The organism is Proteiniclasticum sp. C24MP, assembly GCF_043951855.1.
GTDB lineage: Bacteria > Bacillota > Clostridia > Clostridiales > Clostridiaceae > Proteiniclasticum.
In genome coordinates this window covers 370,585-390,345 of record NZ_JBINJW010000001.1, presented here as the reverse complement: position 1 = coordinate 390,345, position 19,761 = coordinate 370,585, and the positions used below count along the sequence as shown (strand labels likewise).

General features: G+C 38.8%; 15 protein-coding genes. 12 read left to right on the top strand and 3 right to left on the bottom strand.

Features of this window, described 5'->3' with window-relative positions:
- Positions 1-381: 381 nt before the first annotated feature.
- The 3 genes from ACHAL6_RS01920 to ACHAL6_RS01910 all read left to right on the top strand — a co-directional run bounded on the left by ACHAL6_RS01920 (position 382) and on the right by ACHAL6_RS01910 (position 3,857).
- Positions 382-1,782 carry a PTS transporter subunit EIIC gene (locus ACHAL6_RS01920; protein ID WP_395268460.1) on the top strand — a complete coding sequence of 467 codons (1,401 nt, stop codon included), beginning with the start codon at positions 382-384 and terminating at the stop codon, positions 1,780-1,782.
- 31 nt (positions 1,783-1,813) lie between these two features.
- Positions 1,814-3,169 (top strand): glycoside hydrolase family 32 protein, encoded by a 1,356-nt coding sequence (locus ACHAL6_RS01915; protein ID WP_395268459.1) that lies wholly within the window; start codon positions 1,814-1,816, stop codon positions 3,167-3,169.
- A gap of 220 nt (positions 3,170-3,389) precedes the next feature.
- Positions 3,390-3,857: a very short patch repair endonuclease gene (locus ACHAL6_RS01910; RefSeq protein WP_395268458.1), complete on the top strand. Its 468-nt coding sequence runs from the start codon at positions 3,390-3,392 to the stop codon at positions 3,855-3,857.
- 41 nt (positions 3,858-3,898) lie between these two features.
- On the opposite strand, the gene ACHAL6_RS01905 is transcribed toward ACHAL6_RS01910, so the two are convergent.
- Positions 3,899-4,336, bottom strand: coding sequence for a VOC family protein (locus tag ACHAL6_RS01905; RefSeq protein WP_395268457.1), 438 nt, complete (start codon positions 4,334-4,336; stop codon positions 3,899-3,901).
- A gap of 190 nt (positions 4,337-4,526) precedes the next feature.
- Entirely contained in the window at positions 4,527-6,158 is a 1,632-nt protein-coding gene (locus ACHAL6_RS01900) for an ADP-ribosylglycohydrolase family protein (protein WP_395268456.1), read from the bottom strand.
- A gap of 588 nt (positions 6,159-6,746) precedes the next feature.
- On the opposite strand from ACHAL6_RS01900, the gene ACHAL6_RS01895 reads away from it, so the two are divergent.
- The 9 genes from ACHAL6_RS01895 (at position 6,747) to ACHAL6_RS01855 (ending at position 18,033) form a co-directional block, all read left to right on the top strand.
- Positions 6,747-7,862, top strand: a complete 1,116-nt coding sequence (locus ACHAL6_RS01895) for a helix-turn-helix domain-containing protein (RefSeq protein ID WP_395268455.1) — start codon at positions 6,747-6,749, stop codon at positions 7,860-7,862.
- A 1-nt stretch (position 7,863) separates the two neighbouring features.
- Positions 7,864-8,067 (top strand): PLDc N-terminal domain-containing protein, encoded by a 204-nt coding sequence (locus ACHAL6_RS01890; protein ID WP_395268454.1) that lies wholly within the window; start codon positions 7,864-7,866, stop codon positions 8,065-8,067.
- A complete protein-coding gene (locus ACHAL6_RS01885; RefSeq protein WP_395268453.1) occupies positions 8,067-8,984 on the top strand; it encodes an ATP-binding cassette domain-containing protein in 918 nt (305 codons plus the stop codon). The genes ACHAL6_RS01890 and ACHAL6_RS01885 overlap by 1 nt, the downstream gene beginning before the upstream one ends.
- Positions 8,981-9,742 carry an ABC transporter permease gene (locus tag ACHAL6_RS01880; protein ID WP_395268452.1) on the top strand — a complete coding sequence of 254 codons (762 nt, stop codon included), beginning with the start codon at positions 8,981-8,983 and terminating at the stop codon, positions 9,740-9,742. The genes ACHAL6_RS01885 and ACHAL6_RS01880 overlap by 4 nt, the downstream gene beginning before the upstream one ends.
- A 268-nt stretch (positions 9,743-10,010) precedes the next feature.
- Complete coding sequence (locus ACHAL6_RS01875; protein WP_395268451.1) at positions 10,011-10,772, top strand: SDR family oxidoreductase; 762 nt, start codon at positions 10,011-10,013, stop codon at positions 10,770-10,772.
- Positions 10,773-10,844: 72 nt separating this feature from the next.
- Positions 10,845-12,293: an ATP-binding protein gene (locus ACHAL6_RS01870; protein ID WP_395268450.1), complete on the top strand. Its 1,449-nt coding sequence runs from the start codon at positions 10,845-10,847 to the stop codon at positions 12,291-12,293.
- A gap of 4 nt (positions 12,294-12,297) precedes the next feature.
- A complete protein-coding gene (locus ACHAL6_RS01865) occupies positions 12,298-14,955 on the top strand; it encodes a Z1 domain-containing protein (RefSeq protein WP_395268449.1) in 2,658 nt (885 codons plus the stop codon).
- A complete protein-coding gene (locus ACHAL6_RS01860) occupies positions 14,955-15,920 on the top strand; it encodes a PD-(D/E)XK motif protein (protein ID WP_395268448.1) in 966 nt (321 codons plus the stop codon). The genes ACHAL6_RS01865 and ACHAL6_RS01860 overlap by 1 nt, the downstream gene beginning before the upstream one ends.
- A 22-nt stretch (positions 15,921-15,942) precedes the next feature.
- Positions 15,943-18,033, top strand: coding sequence for an AIPR family protein (locus tag ACHAL6_RS01855; RefSeq protein WP_395268447.1), 2,091 nt, complete (start codon positions 15,943-15,945; stop codon positions 18,031-18,033).
- Between the two features lie 114 nt (positions 18,034-18,147).
- On the opposite strand, the gene dcm is transcribed toward ACHAL6_RS01855, so the two are convergent.
- Positions 18,148-19,422: a DNA (cytosine-5-)-methyltransferase gene (gene dcm, locus ACHAL6_RS01850; protein WP_395268446.1), complete on the bottom strand. Its 1,275-nt coding sequence runs from the start codon at positions 19,420-19,422 to the stop codon at positions 18,148-18,150.
- Positions 19,423-19,761: the final 339 nt, after the last annotated feature.

The window sequence follows — 19,761 nt, the reverse complement described above, 5'->3', positions numbered from 1 at the left end:
CCTATAACAGTTTCTGTTTTCTCTGATTCTGATGAAACCTGCTTTCATAATGGAATATATTATGAATCTGAAAATTTTTTCTGATACCCTTTACAAACAGAAAAGTATCCGCTACAATAATATCAATTAGAACCGGTTCCATTAATCAGAAAATACCACAAAAGAAGAACCATTGCAATAGGGCTCAGGAAATCCTTTACAAATCAATGGAAATCCATATTAAAAGAAACCTATCTGATTCATTATGAAGAAGATACCGCGAAATCACTATAACTAATCAGATGGAATTATATATACAGAGAATGTGGTGGAACCGGTACGAAAATCAAGAGCGATCTTGGAGAAGCTGCTGCTACGAGCGTAATCTTAGGAGGAAAGAAAATGAAACATGAAAAGTCGATTCAAGACATCCTGAATGCGGTGGGTGGAGAAGACAACATCAAAAACTTCGAACACTGTGCCACAAGACTGAGAATCATTCTGAAGGACAACAGCAAACTGGACAAGGATAAAGCGGAGAATGTCACTGGAAGCAAAGGGTATTTCTTCAACACCGGACAGCATCAGTTCATCTTCGGTACCGGTAAGGTCAATGAGATCCATGCGGAATTTACGCAGATGACGGATAAGGATGTCGATACCTCCTTCAAGGAAGATGTCTACTCCAACATGAACACCGGACAGAAGATCGTCAGAACCCTTGCGGATATTCTGATTCCCCTGATACCGGCACTGGTTACCACAGGACTGCTCATGGGTCTTAGAGGACTGCTTCTGGAGCTGGATGTGAACTTCACGCCAACCATGCTGAGCCTTTTTGAAATGCTGACCGATACAGCCTTTGCCTTCCTTCCTGTACTCATCGCATACAGCGCTACCAAGAAGTTCGGCGGAAATCCCATCATCGGTATCGTTGTAGGTCTTATGATGGTTGCACCTCAGCTTCCTAACGCATGGGCAGTGGCTGGTGGAAATGCGGAGCCTCTGGCATTCAGTCTGTTTGGGATTGATATTCCTCTGGTGGGCTATCAGGGTTCCATCATCCCAGCCATCGTGGCAGGGCTTCTGGTGGCAAAGATCGAGAAGAAGCTGAGAACTTTCGTGCCTCAGATGATCGACCTGGTTGTGACACCGTTTCTGACACTGACTATCACCATTTTCCTGATGCTGTTCATTTTAGGGCCCATCACCCATACCATGGAAATCTGGGTCACAGACTTCATCGTCATGCTGATTCAGGCGCCACTGGGCATGGGATACATCATCTATGCAGGCCTGCAGCAGGTACTGGTCATCACAGGACTGCACCACTCCCTGTCCATCATCGAGCTTCAGCTTCTGGCTGATACAGGAACCAATGTCCTGAATCCGCTGGGTACAGCAAGTATGGCCGGACAGTTCGGTGCAGCCATCAGCGCAGCGCTGATCATGAAGGATAAGCTGAAGAAGTCCAATGCGCTATCCTCTACTACATCCACCTTATTCGGAATCACAGAGCCGCTTCTCTTTGGTGTGAACCTGAGAAGCATGAGAATCTTCGCATCCGGAATCGTCGGTGGTGCAGTGGGTGGACTGGTTACCTACATCTTCGGTCTTACTGCTACAGGTATGGGCATCACCTTCATCCCAGGACTTCTCTTATACACCAGTTCTGCAGCATCCATGATCCAGTATCTACTGGTCATTGCAGCGGCATTCGGTACTGGATTCCTTGCTGTAAGGCTTCAGAGCAAGAGAATCTCAAAAGATATCAACGTTGTGAGAGAAGATCATATCAGTTAGCTCTTCAGTGAAGTTAGAGGAGAAAAGAAACATGAACAAAAGAATCAGTAAAAGTGGAGCCATGGATTTCCATGTGCTCCCACCGAAGGGGCTTCTCAATGATCCCAACGGGCTCGTTCACTATAAGGGAACCACGCACATCTTCTTCCAGTGGAATCCCCATGAGACAGATCACAGCTATAAGTGCTGGGGCCATGCCACCACGGAAGATCTCATCCACTACACCTATCATGAAGAGGCGCTTCTGCCAGAAGAGTGGTACGAAAAGAATGGATGCTACTCCGGAAGCGGTCTGGTTCATGAGGACAAGCTTTACCTTTTCTATACAGGGAATGTAAAGAATGAGAAGGAGGAGAGAGAAAGCTACCAGTGCGTGGCGGTATCAGAAGACGGATTTCATTTTGAGAAGCTGGGACCGGTCATCAGGGACATTGAAGGCTATACAGCCCATGTGAGAGACCCCAAGGTCTTCCGGCATGAAGACGGACTTTTCTACATGGTGCTGGGTGCCCAGAGAGAAGACCTCACGGGAGATACCATACTATTCCGGTCGGAAGATCTTCTGAAATGGGATTTTATGGGTTCACTCATGGAAGAAAAGGTGGATCTCGGCTATATGTGGGAGTGTCCGGATCTCATAAACTATAAGGACAAGAGTGTATTCATCTTTTCTCCTCAGGGGCTGGAGCCCCAAGGGGAGAAATACAGAAATATATTCCAGACGGGATACTATACGGGCACCTTCCAGAATGGTGTCTTCAGAAAAGACGATCACGACTTTACCGAAATGGACCGGGGATTTGAGTATTATGCGCCTCAGAGCTTTGCGTATCCTGATGGAAGGATCCTTTCCATGGGCTGGATGGGCACCATGGAGAAGGAGAAGGAAGAGGCACTGCCTACGGTGAAAGAGGGCTGGGTCCATCATTTATCCATCCTCAGAGAACTGAGTCTTTCTCCGGAAGGAAAACTCATCCAGAAACCCGTAAGAGAGCTTGAAAGCGCTCGGGAGAAGATTCTGGATGAGAATAGAGAAAGCTTCAAGGTGGAGATTGAAACACCCCTTGAAGTGAATCTGAAGCTCTCCGAAGGAAGTAGCAGCATGGAACTCCGCTATGGAGGAGACCTTCAGTTGAACTATGACGGATCTGCTTTCAGTGTGGAGCGCAAAGACTGGCTTACAGGAGAAAGAGAGTATCGCAGTGTGGAACTTCCTGAAGGTCTCACAGAGCTTCAGATGCTTCTGGATCATACCAGTGCGGAGATTTTCATAAATGGAGGAAGAGAAGTGGTTTCTCTTAGATTCTTCAAAGACGAAGAACACAATGAACTGCTGATCACTGGGAATGCGGACATGGACCTCCGGCTCTACGGATTGGTGTTCTAAATAATGAAGGAAGAAAGTGCTGCTTATTATGGTGGCACTTTTTCTATGAGAAGATTTTTGAAATCTGATAAAAGTGTTTTTCCGTGTGAGAAGCTGTATGTATGATGAGCGTTGAAATGTGATATACTTCAGGAAAAGAAGGGGGTTTCCAAAGTCTATGAATCATAGAATGGATTCCTTCTGAGAAATAAGCGTAATCAGCAGTGAAGTGATGAGTGTTATGGATAAGATCAGTCCAGAAGCAAGAAGCAGAAATATGTCCAGAATCAGAGGGAAGAATACGGAGCCTGAAAAATATATAAGAAGGCTTCTTTATCATGCCGGATTCCGGTACAGAATTCATTACAGGGAACTTCCTGGAAAACCGGATGTGTACTTGAGAAAATACCGGACAGTACTATTCATCAACGGGTGCTTCTGGCATAGACATGAGGGCTGCCGGTATGCCACGACACCGAAGTCGAATAGGGAGTTCTGGGAGAATAAATTCACTCGAAATGTGCAAAGAGACAAGGATGTCTATGATAAGCTGCAGAGTGAAGGGTACAAGGTGATTGTGATCTGGGAATGTACCATAAGAAAGATGATGAAAGAACGTGATTTTGAAACAGAAATTCTTTTCTCTCTGATTGATGAAATTAAAAAGGACTCTTTGAAGCATGAAAAACACCAGCCTGTTCATCTATAGGATGTAAGGGCTGGTGTTTTCAGTTCATCTAGTTTATCTATTCACCCATCGGTTTCGCTGTCATAAACCATGATTTCCCAGTAGATGCCAAACTTGTCACTGACTCTTCCATAAAGTGGACTCCAGAATGTTTTTTCCAGTTCAGAAATGACAGTGCCACCATTTTTCAGCTGATCAAATAGGTTTCTGATGACTTCTTCCTTGGGGTCTGAAATAACCAGGGAAACATTATTACCCTTGTTGAATGCACTGCTGCCTGATCCAGGATAAACATCTGAAAACATCACCGTTGTGCCTTGAATCAGCAGGCTTGTATTCATCACAAGGTCCTTAGCGTTTTCAGGGGAAGGCATATCGGAGTCATGCGGCATCTCATCGTAAGTGGCAATATGTGCTTTCGGGGTTTCAAATACTTCAGAGTAGAATTCTACTGCTTCTCGAGCGTTACCGTCAAAATATAGATATACTTCTAAAGCCATGAGGTTCACTCCTTTGTTTTATTGTACCTATCATAGTATTTCGATGTGAATGAAGTGTTTCGATATCTTTGCTATTTTTTGACAATTTCATGAAGCCTCTATCTACGTCTGGAAGGAATGGCAAGATTTCTTCTGATAGAGAAAAACCAGTCTGATTCATCAGGAATCATCAACCTGGCTTTCCATGAAATTATTCTTTATCCTCTTCTTCAACAGGTTGTCCTACACTGAAAAGAGCAGCCAGGTTCTCCCAGTTGGGCGGAAAGGCGTTCATTCCAGTCCAGACAGTGCCTCGATGTCCCTTGTATTTCACGGACAGTGTCCAGCCAGTACCATCCAGAATGCCGGGATCAATGTATTCATGATTCCAGTATTCCACATGAAGCGCTTTAAACTGTCTCAAAAGTTCTTCCGAAGCTTCTCTGGATAGTTCTCTAGATACTTTTAAACCATCCCTTTTTGAAGATGTTACCAGGAGTGCACCTTCTTCTGAGAATTTCAGGTGATAGCGGGTATCCCCTTCACAATAGCCTCCGATTTCAAAGACGATTTCTTCAGGATCGGATAGGTATTCTGGTGATTCAATGGACTTGAGCTTTTTCAGAAGCACAAGTAGAGAACCGTCCTCCATGATTCTGAAAAGCGCCTCTTTATCCACTTTATGGATTCGTAGCATATCCATGAGCATGGAGAGAATCTGATTTTCATTCAAGGTGTCTGGATGCGTGTAACGGAAGGAATCGTGTTCCCAGGGAAGCATAGCACCTAAGGAAATGGAATCCGAGCGGGTAAGGGTATATTCCAGACGATTTTCAAGAAACTGGAGAAACTCTTCTGCGAACTGGTCAGCCAGATCAGTGAAGGTCGGAACGGGCCTTCTGTATTCATTTTCCGGTATATCCTTCTTTATAGGATGCAGTTCTCCCATGGACTGAAGTTCCGTGATTTTTCCGATGTATTTTGTCAGAAGATGAAATCCGGGTATTTTCCGATCCCATCCCATGAATACCTCCCATTCATCATAGATGCCATAAAGCCGCTCATCCAGATAAGTTAAGGCTTTCTCTATGATCCACGAAGGAACACCATAATAGGCCTCTGCGATGGAACCCGTGATGGCAGCGAGGGTATCACTGTCTCCACCTACAGAAATGGCAGTTCGTATGGCATCTTCAAAGGAAGTGGACTCCAGGAAGGCTTCTATGGCCTGGGGTACAGTATCCTGACAGGTTTCATTGAATGCATAGGTTTCTCTGATTTCGTCGATGGTGAAATCCAGAGGATAGTAATCACCTTCGATTCTTCTTCTGATTTCACGCTTCGTATAGCCTTTACGGGCCATGAATATGCATAATGCAGTGGCTTCTGCACCCTTCAGGCCTTCTTCATGATCGTGAGAGACGGAGGTGATGGCTTCGGAAAGAGATGCGACTTCTGATTCTGTTTTCCCCGCAAACCCCACTGGACTGATACGCATGGCAGCACCGTTTCCATAGCTGTTGTAGGGTTTCGGATCGTGGCTGAAGATCCAGTCGTGGAATCTGCCTCCATACCCGCAGTGAGGATACTGCCGTCCTATTTTCTGCATATATTTCACTGTATTTTCACCAAGCAGGGAAAGATACTCAAAGTCTGAATCGATCTGGTCTAAAGATGATTTCTGTGTTTTTTCCGTTTCCATCATGGCTTTTGCTGCAGCAAGAGTCATGATGCTGTCGTCTGTCACAAAGCAGTCCTCTGTAAAAAGATCGAAGTCCTTGCTCCTGTGATTATGAAACTCGAATCGTGAACCGACAAGATCTCCTATGATGGCTCCTATCATGATCAGCACCCCCAAATACTATTTTTCGAGTCTGAAACAGGAATGTTCTGCTTCAGCGTTCTCTTCATGGTTTCACTATACTGGTTTCTATGTACTGAAAGAAGGACAATGAATAGGGCAAAATAAAGTAGTGAAATAGATTGGAAGTGGCAATAAAATATTTCTGAGAAGGTAGCAAGGGGGCGCATACTATGTGGTTGCATTTCTTAGAAAGGAGTGGATGTCTGACGGTTCTCTTATGGATAGTGTTTTTGCCGATCATGGTCATTGTGGATCTGATCAGAAGACAGAAATAACGCAGGGTATCACCTGTATCCTGCGGATATGAAATGAATGAAGGGTATGGCTATCAGAATAACCAGGCATTTGGATTCAGTACATGTGGATCCGAATGCCTGGTTTTTTACGGTGGTTTCCATGTCCGGATTCCCAATCTGTCTGTCCCTGAAATTAAAGTATCGTAATGGTTGATTTTATCAACCAAAATATCTTCAGAATCCATTGTAAGCTGCATCTCAATAGACCATAATGAAACTATAGAAAAGATAAGAGAAAATAATATAGGGTATCAGCGGGGAGGAAAGAGAGATGAAAGAAATCAATATAGCCAAAGTCATAACCCGGAAGAGAAAGGAAAAGGGGATTACCCAGGATGCACTGGCCGAGTATATCGGCGTGACCAAAGCTTCTGTTTCAAAATGGGAAACAGGGCAGAGTTATCCGGACATCACGCTTCTTCCGAAGCTGGCCACTTTCTTCAATATTTCCATAGACGATCTCATCAGTTATCTTCCTCAGATGGAAAAAGGGGAGATCAGACGGACCTATGGGAGATTCGCAGAAGACTTCGGAAAGAAACCTTTCTCCGAAGTCTACGAAGAGGTAGGAGTAGGCATAGACAAGTATTACGCCTGTTTTCCGTTGCTCCTTCAGATGAGTATCCTTCTACTGAATCATTATATGCTGGCCGAGACGGAGGAGCTTAGAAGCGAAGTGCTTGAGAAGATCCTTCACCTTTGCAGAAGAGTGAAGGAAGAAAGTGAAGATGTATGGCTCTCCAAGCAGGCCAATTCGATAGAAGCCATGACCCAGATGATCCGAGGAGAGTCTCTGGAAGTGCTGGAGCTGCTGGAAGGAACCATCAGACCCATAGGCGGAGATGAGATCACCTTGGCAGGAGCCTATCAGAGCAGAGGGGAAATGGAGAAAGCGAAATCCGTGCTTCAGATCAGCATGTATCACCACATCCTGAATTTCATTTCCACAGGCGCATCGTACCTGACACTGAATCTGGATGATCTGGAGAACTTTGAAGGGGTTCTTCGAAGGCTGCTGCCAGTGGCCGAAGCCATGAAGCTCATGGAACTCAATCCCAATGTCATGGGGCAGATCCATTTCGCAGCGGCATACGGTTATGCAGTACTGGGAGAAGAGGAGAAAAGCGTCAGCATGCTGAAGGAATATGTCAGGGTATGCAAGAAAATCTCCTATCCCTATAAACTCAAAGGAGATGATTTCTTCACCCTGGTGGATCCCTGGCTGGAAGATCTGGACCTGGGAAATGGTCCGCCAAGAGGAGAAAAGGTTGTAAAAGAGGGCATGCTTCATGCAGTGACCATGAACCCTGCATTTACTGTACTTCATGAACATACAGGCTACAAAAATATCATCAGTGAACTCACTGATTTCGTAGGAGGAAAATAAAATGTCATTAGAAAATCTGAGAGAATATCTACCCATTCTGATTCCCATCATCGTACTGCAGCTTGGACTGACCATTGCGGCCATCATCCATATTCTAAGACACGACAACTACAAGTTCGGCACAAGACCCATGTGGATTCTCATTGCATTCATTCAGACCATCGGGCCTCTTGTCTATTTCTTCTTTGGAAGAGGTGAGGAATAGTGGATGTATTAAAGATTGAAAGTCTCTCGAAAAAATTCGGCAGCCAGAAGGTGCTGGATGAGATCAGTTTTTCCGTAAAAGAAGGGTCCATTTTCGGATTCATCGGACAGAACGGAGCGGGCAAAACCACCACCATGAAGATGATTCTGGGTCTTCTGAAGAAAGATGCAGGTGAAATCTATGTAGCTGGAGAGAAAGTGAATTTCGGTGAAACGAAGAGCAACAGAAATATCGGGTATCTGCCCGATGTTCCTGAGTTCTACGGGTACATGAGTGCAAAGGAATATATGGCGCTCTGCGGAGAAATCACAGGGATGCCGAAAGAAAGAATCAGGGAAAGGACAGAGGAGCTTCTTCATCTGGTGGGACTTGAAAGCGGCAGGAAGAAGATCCGTTCCTTTTCCAGAGGGATGAAGCAGAGACTGGGCATTGCTCAGGCGCTACTGAATGAACCGAAGCTCCTCATCTGCGATGAACCCACCTCGGCGCTGGACCCCAAGGGAAGAAAGGAAATCCTGGATATCCTGTATAAGGTCAAGGGGAAATCCACTGTGATTTTTTCAACCCATATTCTTTCTGATGTGGAGAGAATCTGTGATGAAGTGGCCGTGCTTCATGGTGGAAAGATCGTTCTGGAGGGAACCCTCAGTGAACTGAGATCCAAGCACAGAAAGGAAGGGCTTGTTCTGGAGTTCATGAATGGACAGGAAAAGGAAACTTTCCTGAAGCATGAGAAGATGGCAGGCTATAGAAATGAGGCGAAGGAAAACGGCACAGGTGTAGTGCTTTATGGACCGGACCTTAGTAAAATGCAGCTGGATGTATATGAGGTTCTTGTGGTGCTGAAAATGACTGCGGTGAAGATTGAAGTCATGGAACCTACCATGGAGAATCTGTTTCTGGAGGTGGTAAAATGAGAAGCTTTCTAGCATTTACAAAAAAGGAACTGATGGAGAGCACCAGAACCTATAAGCTCTTTGTCCTTCTGACCGTATTCGTGATCTTCGGGTTCATGAATCCCATCATGGCGAAGGTGATGCCGGAGCTTCTGAATGAATTTCTTCCGGACAGCATCACCATAACCCTGGAAGAACCCAAAGCACTGGATTCCTGGATGCAGTTTTTCAAAAATGTATCCCAGACGGGCATGATCGTCATGGTCATTGTCTTCAGTGGCATCATGGCTAATGAAATCAGTAAGGGAACACTGACCATCATGCTGACCAAGGGACTGCAGAGAAAAGCGGTGATCCTGTCAAAATTCGCAGCAGGTGTGATGCAGTGGACGCTGGCCTATATTTTATGCTTTCTTATCACGTATCTCTACACTATCTATTTCTGGTCTATGAATGAAATCAGTAATCTGGGGCTTGCTGTGATTTCGTTATGGGTGTTTGGCATCATGCTTGTTGCACTGACCATATTCGGAGGACTTCTTTTCAAGAATACCTATGGAGCACTGCTTCTTACAGGTGGTGTTGTCATGATATTTACCATCCTTAATATATTTCCGAAGATCAAGCCTTATAACCCCATGACACTGGTATCAGATAGTATTCCGCTTCTTACGCGAGACTTTCTTCCCAGAGATATGATCTCAGCATTGGTGGTCACCATAGTGATTACTGTAGTGGTTCTCGTAAGTGCTTTAGTGGACTGGATCAGACTGAATTAGTTTAATTAACAAATAATATGTAATGTAGTATGACCGCTGAAAGGCGGTCATTTTAGTTATTGTGCTAATAATTAGAAGAAGGATAATCGACAATAGTATAAATAGAAAATGGGGCAAAAGGTGTTATCACTATAGTATATTATGTTTAGTAATATAATTCAGATATTTTCAATATTTAACTGTAATGGTTTACTGCATTTATAAAATTCGTTATAATGTTACTAGAGTTTTGAAAAATTATGAAATTTTCTGAGAGGTGAATAGAATTTTGTTTGACGATAAAGTATGTATTATAACAGGAGCCGCAAATGGCATCGGAAGAAATATTGCTAAGTCTTTTCATAAAGAAGGAGCAGTTATTGCATTTATCGATACTGATTTAGATAATGGGCAGAAATTACTCAGTGATATCAATGGTGAAGAAACGAAACACTTTTTTTTTCACGGGAATGTAGGAAAAGAAGAGGAGCTAAAGAGTTTTATCAATGAAGTTATTAAGAGATATGGAAAAGTGGACTATTTAGTGAATAACGCGTGTTACAGCAATAAGGGACTACTGACTTGTTGTTCTTACGAAGAATTTAATGATGTCCTTCGCGTTGGAGTTACTGCACCGTACTATCTTACGATGCTTCTAAAAGATCACTTTAATGAAGGCGCATCTATTGTAAATATATCCTCCACCAGAGCAAAAATGAGTCAGAGAGATACTGAGAGCTATAGTGCAGCGAAAGGTGGAATCTCTGCGCTTACTCATGCCATGGCTATGAGTCTTGCGGGATCAGCAAGAGTGAACAGCATTAGTCCTGGATGGATTGATACAACAAATGCTGAGAACTTTAGTGAATCTGATAAACTTCAGCATCCATCTCAAAGAGTTGGAAACCCGGAAGATATTGCAAGAGTAGTACTCTTCTTATGCGATCCGAAGTCTGATTTCATAAATGGAGAGAACATAACTGTAGATGGAGGAATGTCCAAGAAAATGATTTATCATGATGATGAAGGATGGAGATGCACTAGTAGATAGTAAGCTCCTAATAACTATACTTATATTAATTGTGGACGAAGAATATTTAACTATAAGGAGACATTACAAATAATGGAAAACTATATTACAGTACTACCAAATGCAGCTAGTCTCATTGAAAGTATGCGATCAATTGGATACTCATTTGAAACAGCTATTGCAGATATTATTGATAATTCTATTAGTGCACATGCTGAGGAAATTAGGATTTATAATAGAAAAATTGATGGTACACCATATGTTCAAGTTATTGATGATGGAGTAGGGATGTCGGATGATGAGTTAATTGAAGCAATGCGCTTAGGTAGCAAAAATCCTAATGAAATAAGAAGTAAAGATGACTTAGGTAGATTTGGGTTAGGCTTAAAATCTGCAAGTTTTTCTCAATGCAGGATATTAACAGTAGTATCTAATAAGAATGGGAAAACAAATGGGTATCAGTGGGATTTGAATTTTGTACAGGAAACTAATAGATTTCATGTAAAAAAATTATCATCAAGTGAATTGAAAGTACTACCCAATATCAAAGATTTAGAGAGAATGCAAAGCGGTACTATTGTTCAATGGGAGAATTTTGATAGAATATCTAATTCAAGTCATGATTTAGAGAATGAATTAAGTATACTTATGAATAAAACCATTGACCATATTTCTTTAATTTTTCATAGATTCATAGATGAAGGTCTTAAGATTTCAGTCAATTTCGAACCGGTTATTCCTAAAGACCCTTTTTTAGTTAAGCATGTAGGTACTCAGGAGTTAATAACTAAAAAAGTAAAGATTGATAATGAAATGATTCATTTGTACCCTTACATTCTCCCTCATTTTTCGAAACTGAATTCAGCTGATCAGAGAAAATCAGGTAAAGTTAGTGAGCATTACAAAGCTCAAGGATTTTATATATACAGAAATAAACGACTAATCATATGGGGTGATTATTTAGGACTAGCGAGAAAAAGTGAGTTAGGTAAAAATGTTAGAATTAGAGTTGATATACCTAATAGCTTGGATCATTTGTGGGAAATTGATGTAAAGAAAAGCAGAGCAAATGTTCCGAGCAAAATAAAAAATAATCTCCTATCTGCAATTTCAGATGGTGACTTAGTTTCAAAAAGAGTTAACACATATAGAGGGAAAAGAGAAATAAGTGAAGAAAGACCTATCTGGTTATTTTTGACGGGGAGAGAAGAAGAGTTTCATTTTGAAGTGAATCAGAAGAATGATTTATATATACAATTCATGAATACACTCGATGAAAATCAGAAAAGTTTATTTAATATGCTTTCAAAATCATTAGCTGCAAGTATTCCCTGTCAAACTATATATTCTCAAATTAGTGGAGGGAAAACAAATCAGAATCGAGACGATGATCTAGTTTCTGATCTCAAGTCAACTATCGAGCAACTTAGAAGCACTAAACTTGTGGATACTAATGTGTGGTTAAGAATGTTATTATCTGAAGAACCATATAAATCTAACGAAAATGCTGTCAAGTTTATTAATAAGGAATTAGGTGAGTAAATTAATGGATTTCAAAAAAATGTTATATAGCCAAATGGGAACTGTTGAAACAGAGCCACAGATAGTCACTTTAGCTGAGTCATTAAGAACATTACCATTTTTCACAGATCTTCCAGATGGAGAATACAATAAAATAGTGGATAGTGCTATAAGTACGCTTAGAGAATCCTATGGTCAAAGCTATGTGATTGAAAGCGATGTTAAACATGAGGCATGGTTTGAAAACTATTATAAAGATTTAGGAATTACTCGTTGGGATAGGTATGTTGATTATTTACGAAATCAGAAAGGGTTTTCTCCAGCAGTTATAGCTGGAATGAAAGAAAATTTATTTAAAATTACAGATTTTTTAGGTAATCCACATGGAGCAAATTTTAAACGTAAAGGATTAATCATAGGTGATGTGCAATCTGGTAAAACTGCTAACTATGTTGGATTAATGAATTTAGCAACTGATGCAAGCTATAAATTAATTATTGTTTTAACAGGTACTACAAATACACTAAGAGAACAAACTCAGATCAGAATTGAAGAAGGACTAGGTATTTCCAGGGCCGCCAAGGGTGTATCTACAATACTGAATAATGACTATAGTGAATTTTCTCATAAAAACCCAGTTTATCTAACAAGTAAAACCAGTGATTTCAAAGCAAGTTCAAAAAGAAACTTTCAATTATCTATTGAGACAACAAATGAACCGATTGTAATTGTCACTAAAAAAAATGTGACTGCTTTACGTAATATATATGAGTGGTTGGTTAATTATAGTAAACGAAATAAAAATGACGACCATATAGATTCTTCAGTGTTATTAATTGATGACGAAGCAGATTTTGCGTCAGTAAACACTAGATCAGAAGATGACAACCCTACTGCAATTAACTCAAAAATTAGAGATATATTAGAACTATTTACTAAAAGTAGTTACATAGGATTCACAGCAACTCCATATGCTAATATATTCATCAATCCAGAAAGCAACGAAGAGATGTATGGTCAGGATTTATTTCCAAAAGACTACATTTATGTATTGGGAGAATCAGATGAGTATCTCGGAGTACAGAGTATATTTGGTGAAAATGCAAAACACCCTAGTATCGTGGCTGAGATTCATACTGATGAAGTAGAGAAATATCTGAGGCTCAAACATAAAAAAGATGAATCATTCACGAATTTGTCACCAAGTATGAAAGATGCGATTAATCTGTTCTTTGTAGCTAATGTGATTAGGGACTTGCGTGGGGATAAAACAAAGCATCGATCAATGTTGATAAACATCAGTCGATTTACAAATATGCATAGCAAAATAAAGCATGTAGTACTTGATTATGTTAACGATGTACAAAAAGATATAAGATTGTATGGGAAATTACCATTAGATGAAGCTTTAGAGATTGATTCAATTGCCAGCATAAAAGAAAGTTATCTCAAAAATTATCCTAATATAAGCAAAGATTATTCCTTTGAGCAGATATTACGTAATATGAATGATGCTATCTATCGCATAAGTGTTGCCATTGTGAATAAAGATAACAAAGATTTGAACTATATCAACAATGAAAATGAAGGTGAAAGAGTTATTGTGATTGGTGGATTTGCCCTATCTCGTGGTTTAACGCTTGAAGGCTTGATGATTAGCTACTATTACAGAAACTCTGTCATGTACGATTCTCTGCTACAAATGGGTAGATGGTTTGGATATAGGCCAAATTACACTGATCTTTGCAGAATATTCATGACAGCAGATGTAGCGAGTGATTTCAAATTCATTGCAATGGCTACAGAGGAACTTAAAGATGATTTATTGATTAATTCAAAGCGCGGATTAACACCTAAAGAGTTTGGGATAAAGGTTAGGAGTGGTCAAACTGGATTGATAATAACATCAAGAAACAAAATGCGAGCAGGTAAAAAAATTACAGCTCGGATTGATTTTAATAAGGACATCATTGAAACAACTGCATTGACTTTAAAAAATACGAAAATTAATGAGCAGAATCGTACTTTAATCAAAGAGTTCATAGAAGTAAATAAAAATCGCATATCAAGGGATCTTGATCCCAATGAAAAAAGCACAACAATGGGGTTGGTCAATGTTGATTTAGTTTCAGTGATTCAATTTCTGGCAAGATATACACCCAGTCCAGGATCCAAATTCGATAGTGAGCTTATCATCAAATGGTTGAAAAACAATCGATTAGAAGATCTAGAACAGTGGGATGTAGTCTTTATTACGGGATCTCATGAAAATGAGTTTGACTACGGAAATGGAATCAAAGGAAAATTGTCTAAACGTACCATGATAGAGGTAAAAGATCTTGATGATGTATATAAGAATACAAATTCTCGACTTGGTTCCCCTTCAGATGGGCGATTTGGGCTAAGTGCCAGTCAGCTTGAAAAAGTGAAGACAAAGCACGGCGGCTATGATAAAACAATTTCCCAAAGAAAGTATTTGGACGCGGAATTCAATCATAAACCAGTTATACTCATATATTCAGTGTTTCCACTTATTGAAGGTAGTGATGCTCAGATTGAAGAATTTTTTCCGTTGCTGTCAATCAGTATTCCTGAACTAGACAGAAAGAAAAGCTCACCAGTAGTGTATACTGTCAATCGTATTTATCAAGAACTTACAGATGTGGATTTGGAGGAAGAGTGATGAACGAAAGAAGATTTAGTGAATACAAGCGGACATTTTTTGAAATTCAAAAAGATGTGAATAGAGACAACAATGTATTCTCACCGCAAAAAAGAGGCAAGAATGTCAAAATTCTTGCGGGTGTAGATCATGAAGATTTCGCGATTTCTGTTGTTACTAAAGAACGTGAGTTAAATCTAGTGAGTACTGAATTAATAAAAGTTCGTAAAATTAGTCTTAAAAACAATGAAATGGCTATATTATTTATTTTAACAGATGAAAATTTATTATCGATTTTCATATCTTTTGCAATTGATTTAGAAAATGTAGTTGATTTGGATGATAATGTTACAATTGTAGAAATATATAACAGATATCTCTATTGGCAAAAAATGTTCAATGCAGAGAAGAAAAAGTTTTCTGAATCAACAATTAAAGGACTTCTCTGTGAGCTTCATATAATCGAGGCGTTCATGATTCCTAAGTATGGAGCAGATGAGGCAGTTCGTGGCTGGATAGGTTCAGAAAGTGAGCGAAAGGATTTTGCATACAGTGATGGAATATGGTATGAAGCAAAGGCAATCAGTTTTGGAAAAGATACAGTAAGAATATCTTCGGTTGAACAGCTTGAGTCCAATACTGAGGGGATTCTTCTGGTTTCTGAACTAGAAAAAACTAGTTCAGAAAACCCACATGGAGTAAGATTAATTGATCAGATTAATCGAATTCGGGAATTGATTGAACTAGAAGATATTAATTTGAGTTTTCTGAATAAAATCAGTTTACTAGGATTTACACTCGATATTATATCAGATCCTGAACATGAAGCTAATCACTTCAGATATATTATTCACACTACACACTGCTATAATATTGATGATTCTTTCCCGAGAGTAAAGCGTGAAGAACTACCTATTGCTGTTGGACAAGTTAGTTACGAGCTTATTCTTGCAAAAATAGAAAATAAAATTATCGATTTCAAATAAATGCGACAAGATAGGAGATAAAATGGAATTTCAAGAGTATATTGAATCTTTTACCAATGATGTTCAAGCAGATGCTGATACATTTCAAATCAGCATTGAAGAATCTTTTTTGACTAATATTGCAGATAAATTGGTTGAGAATGAAACTATTTCGGATTATGAAATTGGATATTTCAAGAAGGCTGGAAGGCAGAATAAACGTATTGAAATAAATGGATACAATTATGAAGAGGCTGATGGTACATACAATTTTTTCGTGGTGGATGATTTAGATGATTTTAATTCACCTTTAAATAATGCTAGGCTTGATACATTAATAAAACGTGCCGAAGAATTGGTGTTCTGCAGTATAGAAACAAAATTCTTGAGTTGGGAAGAAAGCAGTGTTGGTTATGAAGTAGCTAGTCATATTTATAAACTATATAATAATATCAAAAATCAAGAAACTGATTATGATTTAAAGAAAATCAGAATTTATATTTTTACAAATAAGCCAATTAGTTCGCATTTCAAGAATATTAAACGTGAAAAGATTTATGATATTCCGGTGGAGTTTTCTGTTTATGATGGTGGTAAACTTTATGAAATGGCGAAAGCGGGATTTGAAAAAGAGCCTGTAGACATAAGGTTAGCTGATTATGGAATAAGTGGAATTAATGCGATCAAATGCACTTCAAGAGAGGGAGAATTTGAAAGCTACCTTGCTTCCTTACCAGGTTCAGTATTAGCAAATATTTATCTGGAACACGGAACACAAGTTTTAGAAGGGAATGTACGTGCGTTCCTAAGTGTTAGAGGCAAAGTAAATAAAGCAATACGTAAAACGATTCTCAGTGAACCTGATAAATTCTTCATTTTAAATAACGGTATCACAGTGACGAGTAGTGGAATTAGATTAGAAAGTAATGCTAATGGACTCTGTATTCATGAAATCAAAGATTTACAGATTGTAAATGGTGGTCAGACTACTGCTTCGTTAGCCAATGCTATTGTAAAGGATAAAGTTGACTTATCAAGTGTTCAGGTAATGATGAAATTATCAGTTTTAAATAATCATGAACTTTCAACAAAGCTTGTTCCAGAAATATCGAGATCTTCTAATTCACAAAACAAAGTAGATGAATCAGATTTCTTTTCAAATCATCCATTCCACGTGAAAATCGAAGATTTATCAAAACGAATATTATCACCAGCAGTAGATGGGAAACAGTATCAAACAGGTTGGTTTTATGAGCGTGCTAGAGGTCAATATACTGTTGCACAGATGAAGATGACACCAGGACAAGTAAAAGCCTTTCTTTTGAAAAATCCTAAGAATCAAGTAATAAAGAAAACTGATTTGGCAAAATATATAATGGTGTATGATGGGTATCCAAGTGAAGCTAGTAAAGGTGCACAGTATGTAATGAAGAAGTTTTCTGCAATGGTTCAGGGCGTAGATGGTGATGGAGGATTCTGGGAAAAGGATTCATCAAGTGTAAATGAAACATACTTCAAGGACCTTGTTGCAAAAGCAATCATTTTCAAAGAGACCGAGAAGCTCGTTTCAAATTTGGAATGGTATAAAGAGATAAAAGCATATAGAGCTAATATTGTGGCTTATAGCATTGCAATTCTATCGATGTATGCTAAGAAGAGAAAAAAGCAGATTGATCTAAATAAAATTTGGAATACACAGCATATGTATGACTCTTTACAGAATCAGTTAAGAATTACTTCCAAAGAAGTTTATGATTTTTTAACAGGGCCTAGAGAAACTCAAAATGTAACTGAGTGGGCGAAAAAAGAAAAGTGCTGGTCTAATGCGAAACAGGTGAACTGGACAATTATTCAGGATTTTATTGATTCACTAGTTCCAGAAGTAAAAGAAAAGAAGAACGGTATTAATGAAGCTATTGTAGATTCAATGAAATTTGTAACTGATCGTGGTCCGGAATTTTGGAACCCTTTAATAGCTTGGGGAAAAAAATATTTATATTTAAACCCTCAAGAAGAAGGGATTTTAAAATCTGCAGTAAAAATTCATACAGAAGGCAAAATTCCCACAGAAAGGCAGTTTGCAGCAATTGTACGAATATACAATTCATTGGTATCTAAAGGTTATAATACTTGACGTTTTTGTGACATTTATGAAAGCAACAATGAATGACATCGAAACAAATAAACTTTAATCAAAATCCTTCTATACAATAGGCGTATAGAAGGATTTTTGATTTGCAAAATAAATTTATACAGTTCTTTTGAATGGAATAATATTATCATGTTTGAAGAAATGCTGATTGATATAATACATTTTAGCAAAAATTTCTTCTAGCACATTTACTACAATACTATTTCCAGCTAATTTTAATAATTTTGAGTTTGATAGAATTTTCCTGTTATTGGTGATCGGAATATTATTTTCCATTAGAGCATCGTAATCATATTCATCAAAACCCATTAATAGAAAGGCTTCGCGTGGTGTCAGGTTTCTATAAGGTGCTTTGTGGGAAGGAAGATCTAATCCATGGAGGATTAAACCAGCATTTGGATTTCTATCTTGTTTAGTAGTTATAGTTTTTGCAAGAAATCCATTTGTAATGATACCATCAGCAAGAATACACGAATCATCATGAATGGTTTTCCTTGATGTAGTCCAATTGGGAGTGCTTTCAATAGCTTCGTTCCGGTAAGTTTCATTGCTATAATCTAATCTTAAGAACGGTTCAATATCAGGAGCTTCATTAACTTTATTAATATCAGAGTTGTCTAAATAATTATATATATCGTTCCAATTATCATCGGCTAAAATACTCAACATATACGTACGCACACGATTTTGTGGTATTCCAAAATTCTTAGCGTTCAGATCTAGTTCTGCGTAATTTTTATATCCCATTGACTGCAACTGTTCTTTCCATATATTAAAGTTGTCAACATTTCTTGGGCTCTTGATAGCTGTGACATTCTCCATTAAGAGGTAACGAGGTTTTTGCAAATCATTTTCATCATATTCTTTAAGAATCCGTTCTATTTCCCACAACAAGCTTGAACGATTATTCGAATCTCGATCAATACCTGAAAAGTTTTTATGCCAATAGCTAGATATTGATAAATCTTGGCAAGGAAAACTATATGTTAGCAAGTCAGCTTTTGGTAAGTCCCATGCATGAACAGTTGAGATATCAACTAAATTATTATTCCTGTCTATTGAATGACATATTGCCTTCAATTGATTAAGAGGCATACGTTTTAATGCTTCTTCAGATAATGGCTTCTTACCATCTGAACTTAGATTGTATTTGCTCAAATTTTGGCATAATTGCTCTTTTGTTAGATTAGCATATTTTGATAAATCCTGCTTTCCGTTATGAATGATATCATAAGCGTACATTGCACCGACTTCCCATTCTACAGTTGCCACAATATTGTAATCAAAATTTGGTTCTCTTTGCTTTATTCTATCAAGTGCTTTTACTTGTGAGCCTATGCCACTGAAAGTCTCAATTACATTGAAAGTCATTTTCTCCTCCTATTAGTTTCAGTGTTTTTATTGAAATATAGTCTTGAAAACAAAATAAGACTAAGCTTTTCAACATATATTTTCTTGTTGATTTGATAATTCAAAAAGATTACCTATATTAAATTATAGCATATGAAATGTTTATTTAAAATCGATATACTTTATCATGAGGGTAATAAGTTATGGGGAAATGAATGAGGAAATAACTTAATGAACATACCATTGTGCGATTGGAATCAAGAATAACAAAACCTTTCAAATTTTGCTGAATGGCATAAAAAAGATCGTTAAAAATGACAGCTTCGATTTAGATTTCAAATCAATGAACAGAAGTTATGA

Bases quoted from the DNA above. Each gene is read 5' to 3' on its own strand.
- ACHAL6_RS01860 (WP_395268448.1), top strand. From the start codon at position 14,955: ATGAACGAAAGAAGATTTAGTGAATACAAGCGGACATTTTTTGAAATT.
- ACHAL6_RS01880 (WP_395268452.1), top strand. From the start codon at position 8,981: ATGAGAAGCTTTCTAGCATTTACAAAAAAGGAACTGATGGAGAGCACC.
- ACHAL6_RS01915 (WP_395268459.1), top strand. From the start codon at position 1,814: ATGAACAAAAGAATCAGTAAAAGTGGAGCCATGGATTTCCATGTGCTC.
- ACHAL6_RS01900 (WP_395268456.1), bottom strand. From the start codon at position 6,158: ATGATAGGAGCCATCATAGGAGATCTTGTCGGTTCACGATTCGAGTTT.
- ACHAL6_RS01895 (WP_395268455.1), top strand. From the start codon at position 6,747: ATGAAAGAAATCAATATAGCCAAAGTCATAACCCGGAAGAGAAAGGAA.
- ACHAL6_RS01910 (WP_395268458.1), top strand. From the start codon at position 3,390: ATGGATAAGATCAGTCCAGAAGCAAGAAGCAGAAATATGTCCAGAATC.
- dcm (WP_395268446.1), bottom strand. From the start codon at position 19,422: ATGACTTTCAATGTAATTGAGACTTTCAGTGGCATAGGCTCACAAGTA.
- ACHAL6_RS01865 (WP_395268449.1), top strand. From the start codon at position 12,298: ATGGATTTCAAAAAAATGTTATATAGCCAAATGGGAACTGTTGAAACA.
- ACHAL6_RS01855 (WP_395268447.1), top strand. From the start codon at position 15,943: ATGGAATTTCAAGAGTATATTGAATCTTTTACCAATGATGTTCAAGCA.
- ACHAL6_RS01890 (WP_395268454.1), top strand. From the start codon at position 7,864: ATGTCATTAGAAAATCTGAGAGAATATCTACCCATTCTGATTCCCATC.
- ACHAL6_RS01870 (WP_395268450.1), top strand. From the start codon at position 10,845: ATGGAAAACTATATTACAGTACTACCAAATGCAGCTAGTCTCATTGAA.
- ACHAL6_RS01920 (WP_395268460.1), top strand. From the start codon at position 382: ATGAAACATGAAAAGTCGATTCAAGACATCCTGAATGCGGTGGGTGGA.
- ACHAL6_RS01905 (WP_395268457.1), bottom strand. From the start codon at position 4,336: ATGGCTTTAGAAGTATATCTATATTTTGACGGTAACGCTCGAGAAGCA.